Origin of the sequence: Mesorhizobium sp. B2-3-2, assembly GCF_006442295.1 — a bacterium.
In the GTDB taxonomy this organism is placed as follows: domain Bacteria; phylum Pseudomonadota; class Alphaproteobacteria; order Rhizobiales; family Rhizobiaceae; genus Mesorhizobium.
Map to the genome: position 1 here is coordinate 191,812 of NZ_VFWA01000003.1, position 17,488 is coordinate 209,299.

Annotated in this window: 17 protein-coding genes; 8 read left to right on the forward strand and 9 right to left on the reverse strand. The window is 62.5% G+C overall.

The genetic code is table 11. The features are described from left to right. Positions 1 to 39 precede the first annotated feature (39 nt). The 3 genes from FJ964_RS09645 (at position 40) to FJ964_RS09655 (ending at position 2,998) form a co-directional block, all read left to right on the forward strand. A complete protein-coding gene (locus FJ964_RS09645) occupies positions 40 to 837 on the forward strand; it encodes an ABC transporter substrate-binding protein (protein ID WP_140550170.1) in 798 nt (265 codons plus the stop codon). Between the two features lie 158 nt (positions 838 to 995). Then, entirely contained in the window at positions 996 to 1,670 is a 675-nt protein-coding gene (locus FJ964_RS09650) for an amino acid ABC transporter permease (protein WP_140550171.1), read from the forward strand. A 47-nt stretch (positions 1,671 to 1,717) separates the two neighbouring features. Then, positions 1,718 to 2,998 (forward strand): cysteine desulfurase-like protein, encoded by a 1,281-nt coding sequence (locus FJ964_RS09655; RefSeq protein ID WP_140550172.1) that lies wholly within the window; start codon positions 1,718 to 1,720, stop codon positions 2,996 to 2,998. 153 nt (positions 2,999 to 3,151) lie between these two features. Here the strand turns inward: FJ964_RS09655 and FJ964_RS09660 are convergent, their stop codons facing one another. Then, positions 3,152 to 3,457 carry a putative quinol monooxygenase gene (locus FJ964_RS09660; RefSeq protein WP_140550173.1) on the reverse strand — a complete coding sequence of 102 codons (306 nt, stop codon included), beginning with the start codon at positions 3,455 to 3,457 and terminating at the stop codon, positions 3,152 to 3,154. Positions 3,458 to 3,523: 66 nt separating this feature from the next. Further along, on the reverse strand, positions 3,524 to 4,537 hold the full coding sequence (locus FJ964_RS09665; protein WP_140550174.1) for an NADP-dependent oxidoreductase: 1,014 nt from the start codon (positions 4,535 to 4,537) through the stop codon (positions 3,524 to 3,526). Positions 4,538 to 4,628: 91 nt separating this feature from the next. Between FJ964_RS09665 and FJ964_RS09670 the strand changes: the two genes are divergently transcribed. Then, positions 4,629 to 5,561, forward strand: a complete 933-nt coding sequence (locus FJ964_RS09670; protein ID WP_140550175.1) for a LysR family transcriptional regulator — start codon at positions 4,629 to 4,631, stop codon at positions 5,559 to 5,561. A gap of 205 nt (positions 5,562 to 5,766) precedes the next feature. Here FJ964_RS09670 and FJ964_RS09675 read toward each other — a convergent pair whose 3' ends face one another. Next, on the reverse strand, positions 5,767 to 6,132 hold the full coding sequence (locus FJ964_RS09675) for a helix-turn-helix domain-containing protein (RefSeq protein ID WP_140550176.1): 366 nt from the start codon (positions 6,130 to 6,132) through the stop codon (positions 5,767 to 5,769). A 257-nt stretch (positions 6,133 to 6,389) separates the two neighbouring features. Between FJ964_RS09675 and FJ964_RS09680 the strand changes: the two genes are divergently transcribed. Both FJ964_RS09680 and FJ964_RS09685 read left to right on the forward strand, forming a co-directional pair. Then, positions 6,390 to 6,809: a heme-binding protein gene (locus tag FJ964_RS09680; RefSeq protein WP_140550177.1), complete on the forward strand. Its 420-nt coding sequence runs from the start codon at positions 6,390 to 6,392 to the stop codon at positions 6,807 to 6,809. Positions 6,810 to 6,838: 29 nt separating this feature from the next. Then, entirely contained in the window at positions 6,839 to 7,858 is a 1,020-nt protein-coding gene (locus tag FJ964_RS09685) for a zinc-binding alcohol dehydrogenase family protein (RefSeq protein ID WP_140550178.1), read from the forward strand. Between the two features lie 407 nt (positions 7,859 to 8,265). Here the strand turns inward: FJ964_RS09685 and FJ964_RS09690 are convergent, their stop codons facing one another. From FJ964_RS09690 to FJ964_RS09710, 5 genes are all read right to left on the reverse strand, one after another. After that, entirely contained in the window at positions 8,266 to 9,096 is an 831-nt protein-coding gene (locus FJ964_RS09690) for a dipeptide ABC transporter ATP-binding protein (RefSeq protein WP_140550179.1), read from the reverse strand. After that, the gene (locus FJ964_RS09695; RefSeq protein ID WP_140550180.1) at positions 9,093 to 9,950 is read right to left on the reverse strand and encodes an ABC transporter ATP-binding protein; all 858 of its coding nucleotides are present in this window, start codon (positions 9,948 to 9,950) and stop codon (positions 9,093 to 9,095) included. Before FJ964_RS09695 ends, FJ964_RS09690 begins: the two co-directional genes overlap by 4 nt. 2 nt (positions 9,951 to 9,952) lie before the next feature. Then, positions 9,953 to 10,807, reverse strand: a complete 855-nt coding sequence (locus FJ964_RS09700; RefSeq protein ID WP_181171799.1) for an ABC transporter permease subunit — start codon at positions 10,805 to 10,807, stop codon at positions 9,953 to 9,955. Positions 10,808 to 10,877: 70 nt separating this feature from the next. After that, positions 10,878 to 11,885 (reverse strand): ABC transporter permease subunit, encoded by a 1,008-nt coding sequence (locus FJ964_RS09705; RefSeq protein ID WP_140550182.1) that lies wholly within the window; start codon positions 11,883 to 11,885, stop codon positions 10,878 to 10,880. A 48-nt stretch (positions 11,886 to 11,933) separates the two neighbouring features. Then, a complete protein-coding gene (locus FJ964_RS09710) occupies positions 11,934 to 13,526 on the reverse strand; it encodes an ABC transporter substrate-binding protein (RefSeq protein ID WP_140550183.1) in 1,593 nt (530 codons plus the stop codon). A gap of 449 nt (positions 13,527 to 13,975) precedes the next feature. Here FJ964_RS09710 and FJ964_RS09715 point away from each other — a divergent pair, with 449 nt between their 5' ends. Together FJ964_RS09715 and FJ964_RS09720 are read left to right on the forward strand one after the other, a co-directional pair. Beyond that, entirely contained in the window at positions 13,976 to 16,030 is a 2,055-nt protein-coding gene (locus FJ964_RS09715; protein ID WP_140550184.1) for a long-chain-fatty-acid--CoA ligase, read from the forward strand. Positions 16,031 to 16,038: 8 nt separating this feature from the next. Beyond that, positions 16,039 to 16,869, forward strand: a complete 831-nt coding sequence (locus tag FJ964_RS09720) for a methyltransferase (RefSeq protein ID WP_224713272.1) — start codon at positions 16,039 to 16,041, stop codon at positions 16,867 to 16,869. Here FJ964_RS09720 and FJ964_RS09725 read toward each other — a convergent pair. After that, the gene (locus FJ964_RS09725) at positions 16,762 to 17,484 is read right to left on the reverse strand and encodes an HAD family hydrolase (RefSeq protein WP_140550185.1); all 723 of its coding nucleotides are present in this window, start codon (positions 17,482 to 17,484) and stop codon (positions 16,762 to 16,764) included. The genes FJ964_RS09720 and FJ964_RS09725 overlap by 108 nt on opposite strands. Between the last annotated feature and the right edge of the window lie 4 nt (positions 17,485 to 17,488).

Sequence of the window (17,488 nt, forward strand, 5' to 3'; positions counted from 1 at the left end):
CGATCAACAACCAGAGGGAACACCCCAGAGGGACCAACAATGAGCCTGACCCGTCGCAATCTCATCCTTCTCGCGACCGCCATCGGCATCGCCGCCGGACCGGCAACCGCCTATGCCGCCGATGTGCTTAATGTCGGCGCCTACCCGACCAACCCGCCGTTCGAGTACAAGAACGAGAGCGGCACTTTCGAGGGCTTTGAAGTCGACATCGTCAACGAAGCGGCAAAGCGCGTCGGCATGACCACCGACATCGCCGATCTCGGCTTCCAGGCGCTGTTCGCCGCCACCACGTCGAAGCGCATCGACGTCGCCATCTCGTCGATCACCATCACGCCGGAGCGGCTGAAGTCGCAGTCGTTCACGCAACCTTACTATGATTCCGACATGGGCATCGCAACCAAGACGGACAGCCCGATCAAGGCCGAGGCCGACCTCAAGGGCAAGATCGTCGGCGTGCTGTCCGGCTCGACCGGCGAGACCTGGGTCAAGGCGCACCAGGAGGCCGATGGCTTCAGCGACGTGAAGGGCTATGACACGCAGCAGAACCTTTTGCTCGATCTCAGCGCCGGGCGCATCGACGCGGCTGTCAGCGACATTCCGGGCATGCAGTACTCCTTCACCAAGATGAAGGATCTCACCGTCAAGGAACGCATCAAGACCGGCGAACAGTACGGGCTGATGATGACCAAGGACCACCCGCTGCTCGGCAAGCTGAACGACGCGCTGACAGCGATGAAGAAGGACGGCACGCTGGCCGCGATCCACAAGAAGTGGTTCGGCAGCGACGCGCCCGCCGATTCCTCGACCGCCAAGGAAATGCCGGTTCCGAAGGCCTGAGCGGCGGCCGCCAAGGAGAACGTGCCGGTTCGAAAGGCCGGCACGTTTCGTTTGACACATAACCCTCCCGGAACCAGCTCGGCGCGGCAAACCCGCTTTCGCTGTTCCGGCTTCTGCTCCAGCGTCACGGGACGCCAAACGGTTCGGGAAAGCCTCCCATGTCGCTGCTCGATACCTTCTTCAACGCCGACGTCATCGCGTCCAGCCTGCCGGCGCTGCTGCGCGGCTTTCTCAACACGCTGCTGCTCGGGCTGCTCAGCATCGGCATCGGCATCCCCATCGGCCTGGTGATCAGCCTGTTGCGGCTCTATGCGCCGAAGCCGCTCAGGTGGCTGGCGGTCGGCTACACCGACATCTTCCGTGCGCTGCCGGTGCTGGTGGTGCTGATCCTGATCTATTATGCGCTGCCCTTCCTCGGCATCCGCCTGTCGTCCTGGGCTTCCGCCGTGACGGCCTTCGCCATCATCATGTCGGCCTATTCGGCGGAAGTGTTCCGTTCCGGCATCGAGAGCATTCCGCGCGGCCAGTTCGAGGCGTCGCAGGCCCTCGGCCTGCCCTTCCTTTTGACCTTGCGCAAGGTGGTGCTGCCGCAGGCGGTGCGCGTGGTCATCCCGCCGATGACCAGCAACTGCGTCTCGATGTTCAAGGACACCTCGCTCGCCTCCACCGTGGCGCTGCCGGAACTCCTGAAGGAAGCGACCAATGCGCAGTCGCTCTACGCCAATCCCTCGCCGCTGATCGGCGCGGCGCTGGTCTATCTCATCTTCCTGTGGCCGATGGTTCGCCTCGTCAGCCTGCTTGAAGACCGTTTCAAAAGCGAGAAGACGCGCTGACCGCGCCTACCATTTCCCATCTACCGAGACCTTCGCAGGAGACGACCATGAACAAGCATCAAGCCGCCAATGCGACCGGCACTTCCGGCGCGTTCCCTGTTGAAAGAATCCGGGCGATGTTTCCGGCCTTGCAGCGCGCAGGCGACTTCATCTTCCTGGACAACGCCGCCGGCGCGCAGATCCCGCAGAGCGTGCTCGACGCGGTGACCAACCATCTGGTCTCGCACAATGTGCAGCGCGGCGGCCGCTATGGCCGCAGCGTCACCGTCGATCAGTCGGTCGCCGATGCGCGCGAGAGCGTGGCACTGCTGATCAATGCCTACAGCCCATCCGAGATCTGTTTCGGCATGAACGCCACCTCGTTCATCCGCCTGGTCAGCCTCGGCATCGGCCAGATGCTTGGAGAGCGCGACGAGATCGTCGTCACCGACATGGACCATGACGCCAACATCGCGACATGGCTGGCGCTCGAATCCGCCGGCGCCAAGTTCAAGTGGTGGCGCATGCGCGAAGACGGCAATTTGCATGTCGACGATCTGCGCCCGCTTGTTTCCGATCGTACCCGGCTTGTCGCCTGCACGGTGACGGCGCATTCCATCGGCTCGATCGTCGACGTGGCTTCGGTGGCAGGGATCGCGCACGCCGCCGGCGCCGAAGTGTTCCTCGACTGCGTGCATTACGGGCCGCATGGGCTGATCGACGTACAGGCCTGGGATTGCGACTATCTCGTCTGTTCCGGCTACAAGAATTTCTCGCCGCATATGGGCTTCCTCTGGGGCCGCTTCGAAACGCTGAAGCGGCTGCCGACCTTCCGCGAGGACTTCATCCCGGACGAGCCGCCCTACAAGGTCGAGGCCGGCACCTTCATTTACGAGAACGTGTCGGGCATGGATGCGGCGGTCCAGTATCTGGAACTCATCGGCCGCAACCTTGCCCCGTCCAACAACCGCTCGCGGCGCGAAAACATCGTCGCCGGCATGGGCGCCATCCGCGACTACGAGCTGGTGCTGGCGCGCGAGATGCTGGCTGTGCTGAAGAGCTGCGGCGCGACGATCTACGGCGTTTCCGAGGAGGCCCGGATCAACGAACGCGTGCCGACCTTCTGTTTCAACATCGGCAAGTTGTCGCCGCAGCGGATCGTCGAGGAAATGGCTGAATTGCAGATCGGCATCCGCGACGGCCACATGTACGCCCCGCGCCTGATGAAGCGCCTCAACCTGTCGATGGACAGGGGCGTCATCCGCGCCTCGCTGGTGCACTACAACACGGTGGAGGAAGTGCACCGCTTCGGCGAGGCGCTGCGCGCCGTCATCGCGAAATTGTCGTGAGCGGCGTCTGGTCCAGGAACGCGCCAGAAGCGTCCAGTCGGATATGCGGTTCGGAACGGCGGGAACGGTCGACAGCTGCCGTCCACTGCGCCGGTTGCGAGCGCAGATATGCAGACGATCCGACTGCCACGCTACGCTCACCGGCGTACTTTGCTACTCGTCCACCAAGCCACGTTCGCGCAGGACGTCGTACTTGAGAATTTCACCCCTGATGGTGTCGCCCCATCGACCAACGAACGCCATCGTGTCGGTAGCATGGAGATGTGCAGTGAGTGCGGCCTGGTCTCTCCACCGCTCGGCGACCAGGAGGCGGCCGGCAAGCGGATCGTCCACAGCCGCGTCATAGGAAAGATTTCCGTCCCGCTGCCGCGTAGCTATGGCGAGGTTCTGGAGATCCTGGACAAACTCGGCGACTGACGAGGGCTCGACGTACATATAGCCGGTAACAATCAGCATCATGGCTTACCTTGGTGGATCCCGCTCGCCGTCTGCACTTCCGACGATCGAGCGGCTGAAAGCAACAAATCAGACGGCCAGCACGATCTTGCCTTGAATACTGCCGTCGGCGGCGCGCTGGTGCGCGCGCGATGCCTCGGCCAGCGGGAATGTGCTGTCGATGACGACACGCACAACGCCGTCGTCGAGCAGGCGGGCGACTTTTGCCAACTGCGCGCCATTGGATCGAACCTGTGTGGATGAGACCGTGATTCCCAGCTTCTCTGCCTCCTCGTGACCCGTGAAGCCCAGCGGGTTGATCAGGAACAGCGCGCCGCCCGGCTTCAGAACATGGAAGAAGCGCTCCATGTCCGCGCCGCCCACCGCGTCGAGGACAAGGTCGACGTCTCGGACGACTTCTTCGGTCGCGGTCGTCTTGTAGTCGACGAACTGATCCACGCCGAGATCTCGCATCAGCCCCTCGTTCTTGGCCGATGCCACCGCGATGACGCGAGCGCCCCGCCATTTCGCCAACTGGACAGCCAGATGCCCGACACCGCCTCCGGCGCCGTTGATCAGCACCGTCTTGCCGTCGAGCGGCAGCGGCTCATGCCGGAAGGGCTGGAACGGATTCGACTCGTCGTGGCCAAGTTCGATCAAGAACTGCCATGCCGTCAGAAGCGACATCGGCGCGCCGGCCGCATGAATATGGTCGATGCCGGCTGGTTTCAACGCAAGCTGCGATGCCGGCACACTGACATAATGCGCGTAGGCATTGCTACCGGTCACTAGGTCATGGGGAAAGCGAACCATTGCATAGACCTCGTCGCCGATGCTGAACTCAGCGACGTCGGCGCCAACCGCTTCAATGACGCCCGACACGTCCGTGCCGAGAATCAGTGGGAAGGATGCGTTGGGTCGCCATTCTGGCGGCAGGGCGCGATAGCCGTCCCGCAGATACCAGTCGGGCGGATTAAGCCCCGCCGCCTGGACGCGGACGAGCACCTCGCGGGGCTTCACATCCGGCCTCGGCGCGTCTTCGTACACCAGCACTTCGGGACCACCGAATGCATGCAGACGGACTGCCTTCATCTTGTCGCTCATTGGTCAAATCTCCGCTCATCATGTCGTTGGAGCAGATTTAGTGGCATGACCCCTGGTTGATAATTGGCGCAGATGGCGCTTAAGTAATGCCATGGTGGCACATATCGCTTTGGATCGGCTCACTGGTATCATCGCCTTCGCGCGTGCCGGATCGCTGGGCAGCTACACGGCAGCGGCCCGCGCGCTGTCGATTTCCCCGTCGGCGGTCAGCAAGAGCATCCAGCGGCTCGAGCGGCATTTAGGATTGTCGCTGTTTACCCGTACGACGCGCTCGCTCACCTTCACGCCCGAAGGGCGCGACCTGCATGAGCGCGCGCTGCGTCTGTTACGCGAGGCGGAGGAAATCGAGCAGGCGGCAATGACCGCGCGCTCCGAACCATCGGGCACGTTGCGCGTGGCCGCGTCGCTGCCGATTGGACTCCACCTGATCGCTCCGGCTTTACCGGCTTTCCGTCGGCTCCACCCGAACCTGGTCGTCGATCTCAGGCTGGGTGACCAGATAGTGGACATGATTGAGGAAGGGATCGATGTCGCCATACGCATCGGTGATCTGGCTGACACCCGGCTACTATCACGCAAGCTCGCACCCCATCGGCTTTGCTGCTTCGCCTCGCCAGCCTATCTCGAGGAACGCGGCGCCCCGACCCATCCCGATGACCTGGTAGGGCACGACACCGTCAATCTTCGGTATCAGAGCACAGGCCAGACCTTTCGCTGGCCCTTCCGGATTGGCGGCCGCGAAATCGAGATCGTGCCCAATGCCGGTGTGGTCGCCGATGCCAGCGATGCCGTGCTCATCATGCTGGCAGCCGGTGGCGGGATAGGCGTAGGCGCCTCCTTCATGGCGGCTCCCTATGTGAAGCGCGGCGATCTGGTCCCCGTGCTGTCCACGTTCGCCGTCGAGCGAAATAACGTCACCGTGCTCTGGCCGGCAAGCCGACGCGCCAACCCCGCGGTGCGCGCCTTTCTGACCATGCTCGACGCCGCTTTCATGCAGCGAATGGCAGTTTCAAGCATCGACTGATCTGGCGCGGAAGGGCCGCTTAGAGGCGATTCCGGCCATGACAGCCATTGGACAGAGCGACGGGCAAGCCGATTTATCGCTAGGCAAGGACCGCTCTAATATTCGAAGCTTCGCAATTTGACATGTCGCCTGCAAACGCCAATGGCTCGGTCGCACCGCGACCAACTGATATTACAGCGTTTAAATCGTTGCACATCATTTTGGATCAAGCGGCGTTTGCCGCCACAGGTTTGCCAAACCGACCAATATTGTCATCGCCCCACCCCTTCAGGGCAACGAGGATGGGTTCGAGACTGCGGCCGAGCGGTGAGATGGTGTATTCCACCTTCGGCGGCACCTGCGCATAAACCTTTCTCTCTATCAGGCCGTCTTCTTCAAGCTCGCGCAACTGGTTCGTCAAAGTGCGCTGTGTGACGCCGCCGATCTGACGCTGTATCTCGTTGAAGCGCATCGTACCGCGCAAAAGGTGGAACAGCACCACGCACTTCCACTTGCCGTCGATCAGACTGATGGCCGCTTCCACGGAACAGCCGGGATTGCAGTCGAAGCGAGAATGGCGGGCCTTGGCCATGGCGGTATCCTTCAGATATTTACATGCAAATCCGCATGTACAACATAATCTGTTCGTTATCGGGTTCAGGCTGGACTGGCAAGGCGTTGGGCGAGATCCTCGCAGGCCCCGCCCGGTATCCAATTGGATACTATTGGCAAACGTTGTGCGTATCCCAGGCCTGAGAGCGCATCGCTACATTGAAGCCACTGAGGGACGAACCAGTCGCGGCTGCAATCGAACCCCGTCACCATCGCAACCAGCCGATAGGACCGACCATGTCTGCAAACAGCTTCACTGCCCGCTCGATCACGCGAGAGGCCGCAACCCGCCTCATCGCCGAGGCCATCGCCGCTTCCAAACGCATCAGGTTCGAAGCGGTCATCGCGATCGTCGACGCTGCCGGCAACCTGAAGGCATTCGAACGCAGCGATCGCAGTTCCTATCTTGCCGTCAACATTGCCATCGACAAGGCCTACACCGCGGCCTCTTTCGGTCTGTCGACGGCCCAGTGGGTCGACCTGCTGGAAGATCGTGGCGCTTCGAACTTAAGGCATGTTCCGCGCGTCATGGCCGCCGCCGGCGGCTTTCCGATCATGGAGGATGGCGCGATCATCGGCGGGATCGGTATTTCCGGCGGAAGCTGGACGCAGGACCAGGAAGCCGGCGAAGAAGCTCTTCGCAATTTTTCAAAGTGACATCGAAAAACGGCCAACGGGAGACACCTATGAAAGCCATCGGATACAAGACCCCTTCGCCCATCGACGCCGCGGATTCTCTCATCGACATCGAGTTGCCACGGCCAGAACCGAAAGGCCGCGACATCCTTGTCGAAGTGAAGGCCATTTCAGTCAACCCGGTCGACTATAAAATCCGGCACAGCACGCCGCCGGCTGCCGGCGTCGAATGGAAGGTGGTCGGCTGGGACGCGGCAGGCATCGTCGCCGCCGTCGGGCCTGACGTCAGCGGTTTCAAGGCGGGAGACGAGGTCTGGTATGCAGGCTCCATCACTCGTCCGGGCGCAAACGCCGAATTCCATCTCGTCGACGAGCGTATCGTCGGCAGGAAGCCGTCAAAGCTCGGATGGGCCGATGCCGCGGCGCTCCCGCTTACATCGCTGACCGCCTGGGAGGCATTCTTCGACCGCATGGACGTGAAGAAGCCGGTTCCCGGTGCTGCTGCCGCCATCCTGATCATTGGCGGTGCCGGCGGGGTCGGATCGATCGCAATCCAGATTGCCCGGCAATTCACCGGCCTGACCATTATCGCGACGGCTTCACGTCCCGAGACCAAGGACTTCGTCAAGTCGTTGGGAGCCCACCATGTGGTCGATCACTCGAAGCCGCTTGCCGGCGAGATCGCGGCTCTGGGCATCGGCGCTCCGGCGTTCGTATTTTCGACGACGCAAACCGCCCAGCATGTCGACGATATCGCGGAACTGATCGCACCGCAGGGCCGCTTCGGCCTGATTGACGATCCGTCGGGATTCGACATCATGAAGTTCAAGCGCAAGGCGGTGTCGATCCATCACGAACTCATGTTCACACGAGCCATTTACGAAACGCCGGACATGGACGAGCAGGGCAAAATTCTCGACGCGATGTCCGCCGCCGTAGACGATGGACGGATTCGATCGACCGCCACACAGAACCTCGGTGCGATCAACGCGGAGAATCTCAAAAAGGCGCATGCGCAGCTCGAAAGCGGATCGACCATCGGAAAGGTGGTGCTCGAAGGCTTCGCCTGATCGGAGGGCCAGAGGGCGGTCTGCTCACCGGGCCGCAACTTCTTTGTTCAGGGATGTTTGGGTTTCCCAGCTTGTGTAAGTGCCGCCGACACCACCGGGGCCCAAGCGATCGCGACGCGGACAGCGTCGCGATCGCTTCTCGATGGATTCCGTGTACCCGAAATTGTTCAGTGTGGTGCTGGTATTTTCAAGCGAAGGCGCGTTGACCCATTACTGAAGTCTGAACCGTTGACGCCTACAAGGCCACGATGACCGCTCCGGGCGCAAAGCGGTCGTCCAGGTCTTGGCAGACGTAAGCCGTCTTTGGGTAAAACTCGGTCGTTCAGAGTAGTGGGGTTTTGACCCTAGAGTTTTGATTTAGCGGCGGATTCAGATTTCAGGTCGATTCGACCTGAAATCCTCCGACTCTAGGCCGCCTTCTTCTTCGCCAGCCTCGCCTTGATGCTGGCCACATCGGCGCGCGGCGTGGCGGCGAACAGCGTCCTGGTGTAGCTGTGCTTGGGGTCTGAAAAGACCTCGTCGCGCGAGCCGTATTCGACCGCCTCGCCGAAATACATCACCATCACGTCGTCGGCGATGTAGCGCACCACGGAGAGATCGTGGCTGATGAAGACATAGGTCAGCTGGAATTCGTCCTGCAGGTCGGCGAGCAGGTTGAGCACCTGCGCCTGCACCGAAAGATCGAGCGCCGAGACCGGCTCGTCCAGCACCAGAAGGCTCGGGTTCAGCATCAATGCACGGGCGATGGCGATGCGCTGGCGCTGGCCGCCCGAGAACATGTGCGGATAGCGGTTGTAGTGCTCGTGACCGAGGCCGACCTTCTTCAGCATCTTCATGGCGAGATCGCGCCGCTCGGCGGCCGTCTTGTCGGTGTTGATCAGCAGCGGCTCGCCCAGCACGTCGCCGATCTTCTGGCGCGGGTTGAGCGACCCGTAAGGGTTCTGGAAGACGATCTGCACCTTGCGGCGCATCTCTTTCGACAGCGCGTTCCTGGCGATGTCGACCTTGTTGCCGTCGATGAACAGTTCGCCCGATGTCGCCGGATCGATGAGCGTGATGATGCGGGCGAGCGTGGACTTGCCGCAGCCGCTTTCGCCGACGATGGCGAGCGTCTTGCCCTTGTCCACTGTGAACGAGACACCCTTGACCGCGTGCACGGTGCGCGGCCCGCTGAACAGGCCGCCGCCGATATGGTAGTCGCGAACGATGTTCTTGCCTTCCAGAACCGTGGTGCTCATGCGGAGGCTCCCGCGGCCGAAGGCGCCGGCTCGAACAGCATGTCGGAAACGGTCGGCAGCCGGTCGCCGACGGCGTTCTCCGGCAGCGCCGACAGCAGCGCGCGCGTGTAGTTGCTCTTCGGGTTCTCGAACAGCGACAGCACGTCGGCCTCTTCCATCTTGCGGCCCTTGTACTGGACGATGACGCGATCGGCGGTCTCTGCCACCACGCCCATATTGTGGGTGATCATGATCAGGCCCATGCCGTATTTGGCCTGCAGCGAAACCAGGAGATCAAGGATCTGCTTCTGGATGGTGACGTCGAGCGCGGTGGTCGGCTCGTCCGCGATCAAGAGCTTCGGATTGCAGGCAATGGCGATGGCGATCATGACGCGCTGGCACTGGCCGCCCGACATCTGGTGCGGAAACGAGCTCAGCCGTTCTTCGGGATCGGCAATGCCGACAAGCTTCATCAATTCGATGGCGCGCGCGCGGCGCTGGGCGCGGTCCATGCCCATGTGGAAGCGCAGCACTTCCTCGATCTGGAAGCCGACGGTGAAGCACGGGTTGAGGCTGGCGATCGGCTCCTGGAAGATCATGGAGATATCCTTGCCGACGATCTTGCGCCGCTCGGACGGGCTGAGCTTCAGAAGATCGACGCCGTCGAAGGCCATGCGGTCGGCCTTGACGGCCGCGGTGTTGGGCAGCAGCCCCATCACCGCCAGCATCGCCACCGACTTGCCGGAACCGGATTCGCCTACGATCGCCAGCACTTCGCGCGGCTCGATCGACAGGTCTATGCCTTGCACGGCCATGAACGGACCGGCGGCGGTGTCGAAGGAAACGGTGAGGTTCTTGATCTCGAGCAGGGACATGCTCACGACCTCTTCAGCTTGGGGTCGAGCGCGTCGCGCAGGCCGTCGCCGATCAGGTTGATGGCAAAGACGGTGATCAGGATGGCAAGGCCGGGGAAGGTCACCACCCACCAGGCGCGCAGGATGAACTCGCGCGCTTCGGCCAGCATCGTGCCCCATTCCGGCGTCGGCGGCTGCGCGCCCATGCCGAGGAAGCCCAGCGCCGCCGCCTCCAGAATGGCGTTGGAGAAGGACAGCGTCGCCTGCACGATCAGCGGCGCGATGCAGTTGGGCAGGATGGTGACCAGCATCAGCCTGAGATGGCTGGCGCCGGCAACCTTGGCCGAGATGACATATTCGCGGTTCTTTTCCGCCATCACGGCGGCGCGGGTGAGCCGGGCAAAGTGCGGCTGCAGCACGAAAGCGATGGCGATCATGGCGTTGACGAGGCCCGGGCCAAGCACGGCGACCAGCACCAGCGCCAGCAGAAGCGACGGGAAGGCCAGGATGATGTCCATGATGCGCATGATGAGCGTATCCACCCAGCCGCGGCAGTAACCGGCAAGCAGGCCGAGGATGACGCCGGAGATCAGCGCCGTGGTGACGACGACGAAGCCGATGGCGAGCGAGAAGCGCGAGCCGTAGATCAGGCGCGAGAGGATGTCGCGGCCGACGGCGTCGGTGCCGAGCAGGAACTGGGCGTTGCCGCCCGCCTGCCAGGCCGGCGGCGTCAGGAAGAAGTCGCGGAACTGGTCGTCGGGCGAATGCGGGGCGAGCAGCGGCGCGAAGACGGCGATCAGGATCAGCAGCGCGAAGACGAAGAGACCGATAACCGCGCCCTTGTTGATCGAGAAATAATGCCAGAACTCGGCGAACATCTGCAGCCGGGCGTCCTGCGGCCTGACGACGGTCGCGGCTTCGATTGTGGCTGGGCCTTCGTTGGTCATGTCAATTCGCCCGGATACGCGGGTTGATGACGGCATAGAGCACGTCGACGATGAGGTTCACCGACATGACGATGAGCGCGATCAAAAGCAACCCGCCTTGCACGGTGAAATAGTCGCGCTTGGAAATAGCGTCGATCATCCATTTGCCGATGCCCGGCCACGAAAAAATGCTCTCGGTCAGGATGGCGCCGGTCAGGAGCGTACCGACCTGCAGGCCGATGGTGGTGACGACCGGGATCAGCGCATTGCGGAAAGCGTGCAGCCCGATGACGCGGCGCGGCGCCAGGCCCTTGGCGCGCGCAGTGCGCACATAATCTTCGCCGAGCACCTCGAGCATGGCCGACCGCGTCTGCCTGGCGATGACGGCAAGCGGAATGGTGCCGAGCACGATGGTGGGCAGGACGAGGTGCGAGAGGGCCGAGCGGAATGCGCCCTTCTGTCCCGATATCAGGGAATCGATGGTCATGAAGCCGGTTACCGGCTTGAAGAAATAGAGAAGGTCGATGCGGCCGGAAACCGGCGTCCAGTGCAGCATGCCGGAAAACACGATGATCAGCAGCAGCCCCCACCAGAAGATCGGCATGGAATAGCCCGCCAGCGCCGTACCCATGGTCAGCTGATCGAACCAGGAGCCACGGCGGATCGCGGCGAAGATGCCGAAAGCGACACCGAAGACGATGGCGAAGATCATGGCGAAGATGGCGAGTTCGACGGTTGCCGGGAACCGCACCAGGAAATCCTTGAGCACCGGCGTCTTGGTGGAGAACGAGGTGCCGAAATCACCGCTGAGGATGTTGGCCAGATAGGTCAGGTACTGTCGCCAGATCGGCAGGTCGAAACCGAACTGGTGCATCAGCGCCGCGTGACGTTCGGGCGACAGGCCGCGTTCGCCCGCGAGCACCAGCACCGGATCACCGGGCAGGATGCGCACGAAGCCGAAAGCGAGGATGGTTATCCCGATGAAGGTCGGGACGATGAGGGCGAGCTTGCCGAGGATATAACGCAGCATGGCGGGCGAGGTGGGGCGGCGCTGTGGCGCCGCCCCGTTTCGCGAACCTTATTCGGCGATATCGACGCCGTCGAAGCGGTGGATGCCGAGCGGATCCATCGCAAAGCCGGAGACGGTCTTCTGCATCGGCATGAACACCTTGGAGTGGGCGAGCGTCGCCCACGGTGCCTGCTCCTTGAAGATGACCTGCGCCTGTTCATAGAGCTTGGTGCGCTCGGCCTGGTCGGAAACCGTCTTGGCCTTGTTGATGAGCGCATCGAAGTCCTTGTTGCACCATTCCGCGCGGTTGTTCGAACCGACGGAAGCGCAGCTCAGGAGCACGCCGAGGAAGTTGTCCGGATCGCCATTGTCGCCGGTCCAGCCGACGATGACGGCACCGTCGTGATCGACCGCCGAAGCGCGCTTGAGGTATTCACCCCAATCGTAGCTGACGATGTTGACGGTGACGCCGACCTTGGCGAAGTCGGCCTGGATCAGCTCCGCAGTGCGGCGTGCGTTCGGCATGTAGGGGCGCGACACAGGCATGGCCCAGACATTCATCTTGAGGTCCTTGACGCCGGCCTCTTCGAGCATCTTCTTGGCCGCATCCGGATCGTACGGATCGTCCTTCACGTCCTTGTTGTAGGACCACATGGTCGGCGGGATCGGATTGACGGCCACCTGGCCGGCGCCTTGGAAGACCGCGTCGATGATGGCCTTCTTGTTGATGGCCATGTTGAGCGCCTTGCGCACGCGCACGTCGTCGAACGGCTTCTGCTGGGTGTTGTACATCAGCGCACCGACATTGAGGCCTTCCTGCTCGTCGACCTTCAGGTTCGGATCGGCCTGCAGGCCGGCGATGTCGGCCGGCGCCGGGTAGGACATGATGTTGCATTCGCCGGCCTTCAGCTTCTGCGCACGGACCGCCGGATCGGTGGTGATGGCGAAGACAAGGTCGTCGATCTTCTGCTTGCCGCCCCAATAGTCGGGGTTGGCCTTGTAGCGGATGGCGGCGTCGGTCTGATAGTCGACGAAGATGAACGGGCCGGTGCCGATCGGCTTCTGGTTGAACAGTTCAGGCGTCTTGTCCGCCTGCAGCTTGTCGGCATATTCCTTGGAAACGATCGAGGCGAAGTCCATGCCAAGCGTCGGGATCAAAGTGATCGCCGGCTCCTTGAGGGTGAACTTCACCGTCAGGTCGTCGACCTTCTCGACCTTGGTGATGTTGTCGCCGAACTGGTCATTGTAATACTGGTAGGCAATGCCCGGTATGTACTGGAACCAGGGGCCGTTCTTGTCGACCTGACGCTCGAACGAGAACACCACGTCGTCAGCGTTGAAGTCGCGCGTCGGGGTGAAATAGTCGGTGGCGGCGAACTTCACGCCCTTGCGCAGCTTGAACGTGTATTCCTTGCCATCGTCGGAAATGGACCAGCTTTCGGCCAGGCCCGGCGAGACCGTCGTCTTGCCATGATCGAATTCGACGAGGCGGTTGAAGACCGTACGCGAAGACGCATCGAACGTCTGTCCCGCGGTGTAGGGCGCCGGGTCAAAGCCTTCCGGCGAAGCTTCGGCGCAGTAGACCAAGGTTTTTGCGTTGGCCACGCCGCCCAGGACGCTTGCAGCCAGCAACGCGGCTGCAAAAGTCAGTTTCTTCCTCATTGAGCACTCCCTGATGTTTTTCCAAGCCCCTCTATCAGGCTCGCGAAGCGCGCATATAAGCACCGTTTCTCCGGCTTTGGAACACCCAGTTTGCCTACCCCATGGTAAGCGGGAAAAAAATCCTTCTCCTCTCGGAAAAATGGAAAAATTCAGTATTTTTTTCTATTCACAACATTATTAACGACCGCATTTTTTTATTGATCGCCAATCTGGCGAGGTCGACGTCGCGCCTGCTTTCATATGACCGGGAATGCCGGACCATGCAGGGCCGCCGCGCCCCGTGGTGTCAAAGATTTTCGGCGACAAATCTTTCAAAGGCTTGCCGCTGGGGCAAGGCTTGCACGCCCGCCGATAGAGGCCATACATAGACAAGGCACCGGCGGCAGCGGGGGACGCCCCTGCTACTCGGAGGCGATCGCGGCAGGGGCGAACAAAACAGGGAGGGACGGTTGGCAAAAGCATCGAACAGGACGGCTCCGCCGAAGACGGCCAAGGCGACCCTGAAGCCGGCCGTGGGCGGCGACAAGCAGTCAACGCCCTCCGCAAAGGGCACAAAGGGCGCAGGGAAACCTTCCGCCGGCAAAGCGGACGCTGTTGTCAAACCGGCCGGGAAGCCGGCGGCCAAAGCCGTCCCCGCAAAGACGTCGGCGAAGGCCGGAACTGCTAGAACCGGGGCGACAAAGACCAGTTCGGCCAAGGCCGGGACGACGAAGGCTGGCGCGAGCAAGACCGGGGCTGCACAGGCGCCATCCGGGGCCAAGCCGGCACCGGCGGCCTCGAAGCCCGCGGCCGCCAAGCGATTGCCGAAAGCGCTCACCGCCCTTGCCGCAGGCTTGCCGGAAAAGCCCTGGCTGGAAAGCTACCCGAAGAACATGCCGGCCGAGATCGGCGCCCTGCCCTACAGTTCCATCGGCGATTTCCTCGTTGCCGCCTGCAAGCAATTCGCCGGCCAGCCGGCCTTCACCTGCATGGGCAAGTCGATCACCTATGCGGAACTCGAACGGCTTTCGGCGGCGTTCGGCGCCTATCTGCAATCGACCGGCTTGCCCAAAGGCGCACGCGTCGCCCTGATGATGCCGAACGTGCTGCAATATCCGGTGGCGATGATGGCGGTGGCGCGCGCCGGCTACACGGTGGTCAACATCAACCCTCTCTACACGCCGCGCGAGCTGGAGCACCAGCTCAAGGATTCCGGGGCGCAAGCGATCGTCATCCTGGAGAACTTCGCCAGCACCTTGCAAGCGGTGATCGCCAGGACCTCGGTCAAGCACGTCGTCGTCGCCGCCATGGGCGACATGCTCGGCGGGCTCAAGGGAAGCATCGTCAATCTGGTGGTACGCCGCGTCAAGAAGATGGTGCCGGCCTGGTCATTGCCCGGCCACGTCAAGTTCAACGCGGCGCTGAAGGCGGGCAGCGGCATGGACTTCAAGCCGGCCAAGGTGGCGGCCGACGATATCGCGTTCCTGCAATATACCGGCGGCACCACGGGAATCTCGAAGGGTGCTACCCTCCTGCACAGCAACGTGCTGGCCAATGTCGCGCAGAATTCGCTGTGGCTGCAGGACGCCTACACGGTCAAGCCAAAACCCGCGCATCTCAACCTCATCTGCGCACTGCCGCTCTACCATATCTTCGCGCTGACCGTGAATGCGCTGATGGGCATGCAAATGGGCGGTCAAAACATACTGATCCCCAATCCGCGCGACATCCCCGGCTTCGTCAAGGAGATGGGCAAGTATCCGATCCATATCTTTCCAGGCCTAAACACGCTGTTCAACGCGCTGCTCAACAATGAGGATTTCCGCAAGCTCGACTTCAAGCCGCTGCTCCTGACGCTGGGCGGCGGCATGGCGGTGCAGAAGGGCGTCGCCGAGCGCTGGAAGGCGCTGACAGGCTGCCCGGTCAGCGAAGGCTACGGCCTGTCTGAGACATCGCCCGTGGCAACGGCCAACAAGTTCAGCTCCGGCGACTTCACCGGCACGATCGGCCTGCCGCTGCCGTCGACCGAGATCGCCATCCGCGACGAGGACGACAACAATTTGCCGCTCGGCGAGGTCGGCGAAATCTGCATCAAGGGACCGCAGGTGATGGCGGGCTACTGGAACCGGCCCGATGAGACCGCCAAGGTGATGACCAAGGACGGCTTCTTCAAGTCGGGCGACATGGGCTTCATGGACGAGCGCGGCTACACCAAGATCGTCGACCGCAAGAAGGACATGATCCTCGTTTCCGGCTTCAACGTCTATCCGACCGAGCTCGAGGAGGTCGTGGCGCTGCATCCCGGCGTGCTCGAAGTGGCGGCGATCGGCGTGCCGGACGAGCATTCGGGCGAAGTGCCGAAACTGTTCATCGTCAGGAAGGACCAAGCGCTGACCGCCGAGGCCATCACCGCCTATTGCCGTGAGAACCTGACCGGCTACAAGCGGCCCAGATACATCGAATTCAGGACGGAACTGCCGAAGACGCCGGTCGGAAAGATCCTGCGGCGCGCATTGCGCGAATAGGAGCCGGCTTGGACCACGATCTTGCCGGCGACCATGCGCCGGACCGGTGCCAACGCCTCGATCCGGCCGAGTTCATCAAGGCCAACATGCGCCTCGTGCCTGTTCCCGCGCTTCCCGAGATCCGGCTCTACGCACCCCATCCAGGCACAGGGTTGAGGCGGCTTGTCGAGCCGCACGAGGAAGCCGACGAGGATGCGCCGGAACCGCAGCCGCCCTACTGGGCCTATGCGTGGGCCGGCGGCGCGGTGCTGGCACGTTACGTCTTCGACAAGCCTGAGGCCGTGGCTGGTCGCCGCGTGCTCGACCTCGGCGCCGGCTCGGGCCTTGTCGGCATCGCCGCCGCGAAAGCCGGGGCAGCCGAAGTGATCGCCGCCGAGGTCGACCGCAACGGCATCGTAGCGCTCGGTCTCAACGCGGCCGCGAACGGCGTCGCTATCACCGTAGTTGGCGAGGACATCACCACAGGGTGCCCACCCGCCGTCGACGTCGTGCTCGCCGGCGATTTGTTCTATGGACGCGATGTCGCCGACCGTGTCTTTCCTTTTCTCGATCGCTGCGTCGCCGCCGACATCGAGGTGCTGATCGGCGATCCGGGCCGGGCCTACCTGCCGCGATCGCGGCTGCGCCTGCTTGCCGAATACAAGGTGCCCGATTTCGGCGACGCGAAAGGCGCGGCCTTGAAACCAAGCGGCGTCTTTCGCTTCGAAGCCGATACGCCGCAGGCGGTGAGGTCAGACCGTCTCCTTGACCCGCGCCGAAAGGAAATCCGGCAGGTCGACGACCGAATCCAGGATGACGTCGGCAATTGCGGCCAGAGATTCACGTGTGCCGGTCCCTGAGAGAACGCCGACCGCCAGGCCGCAGCCGCCGGCACGCGCCATTTCGAGATCGTGGCGGTTGTCGCCGACCATGGCGATCTGCGCCGGCTTCAGGCCGGTGAGATCGCAGAAGGCCTGGATCGTATCCGGCGCCGGTTTGGGATTGGCCACCGCGTCATAGCCATAGGCGGCGTCGAACAACTGCGCGACGCCGAGGGTCACCAGGGTCTTTTCCGCGCCGCTGGTTGAATCGTTGGTGGCGACGCCGAGCCGATAGGACCTTGCGTGCAAGGTGCCGAGCGTTTCGACGATTCCCGGCAGCGCCACCGCCATTGCCGAACCCTGCACCGAGGTGATCTGGTTGAAGCGGGCGACGGCCAGCATCTGGTCTTCGTCGGACAGGCGCGGAAACCACAGTTCGACGACGTCGAGATTGGTGCCGGAGGCAAAGATGGAGTCGGGCTTGAAGCGCCTGTTGGCAAAATCGAAGCCGGCGGCCGCAAGCAGCCTGTCGGCCTTCCAGCGATCGCCTTCGGAGGCGTCCATGGCCATGAAGTCGGCAACCCCGAGCCAGGTCGCATTGAAGTCGACAAGCGTTCCGTCCTTGTCGAACAATATTCCCTTGATGTCTGCCAACTCA

Coding starts and splice junctions, on each gene's coding strand:
- FJ964_RS09645 (WP_140550170.1), top strand. CDS start 40: ATGAGCCTGACCCGTCGCAATCTCATCCTTCTCGCGACCGCCATCGGC.
- FJ964_RS09675 (WP_140550176.1), bottom strand. CDS start 6,132: ATGGCCAAGGCCCGCCATTCTCGCTTCGACTGCAATCCCGGCTGTTCC.
- FJ964_RS09705 (WP_140550182.1), bottom strand. CDS start 11,885: ATGCTGCGTTATATCCTCGGCAAGCTCGCCCTCATCGTCCCGACCTTC.
- FJ964_RS09695 (WP_140550180.1), bottom strand. CDS start 9,950: ATGTCCCTGCTCGAGATCAAGAACCTCACCGTTTCCTTCGACACCGCC.
- FJ964_RS09670 (WP_140550175.1), top strand. CDS start 4,629: ATGGTGGCACATATCGCTTTGGATCGGCTCACTGGTATCATCGCCTTC.
- FJ964_RS09660 (WP_140550173.1), bottom strand. CDS start 3,457: ATGATGCTGATTGTTACCGGCTATATGTACGTCGAGCCCTCGTCAGTC.
- FJ964_RS09710 (WP_140550183.1), bottom strand. CDS start 13,526: ATGAGGAAGAAACTGACTTTTGCAGCCGCGTTGCTGGCTGCAAGCGTC.
- FJ964_RS09650 (WP_140550171.1), top strand. CDS start 996: ATGTCGCTGCTCGATACCTTCTTCAACGCCGACGTCATCGCGTCCAGC.
- FJ964_RS09680 (WP_140550177.1), top strand. CDS start 6,390: ATGTCTGCAAACAGCTTCACTGCCCGCTCGATCACGCGAGAGGCCGCA.
- FJ964_RS09655 (WP_140550172.1), top strand. CDS start 1,718: ATGAACAAGCATCAAGCCGCCAATGCGACCGGCACTTCCGGCGCGTTC.
- FJ964_RS09700 (WP_181171799.1), bottom strand. CDS start 10,807: ATGTTCGCCGAGTTCTGGCATTATTTCTCGATCAACAAGGGCGCGGTT.
- FJ964_RS09665 (WP_140550174.1), bottom strand. CDS start 4,537: ATGAGCGACAAGATGAAGGCAGTCCGTCTGCATGCATTCGGTGGTCCC.
- FJ964_RS09685 (WP_140550178.1), top strand. CDS start 6,839: ATGAAAGCCATCGGATACAAGACCCCTTCGCCCATCGACGCCGCGGAT.
- FJ964_RS09690 (WP_140550179.1), bottom strand. CDS start 9,096: ATGAGCACCACGGTTCTGGAAGGCAAGAACATCGTTCGCGACTACCAT.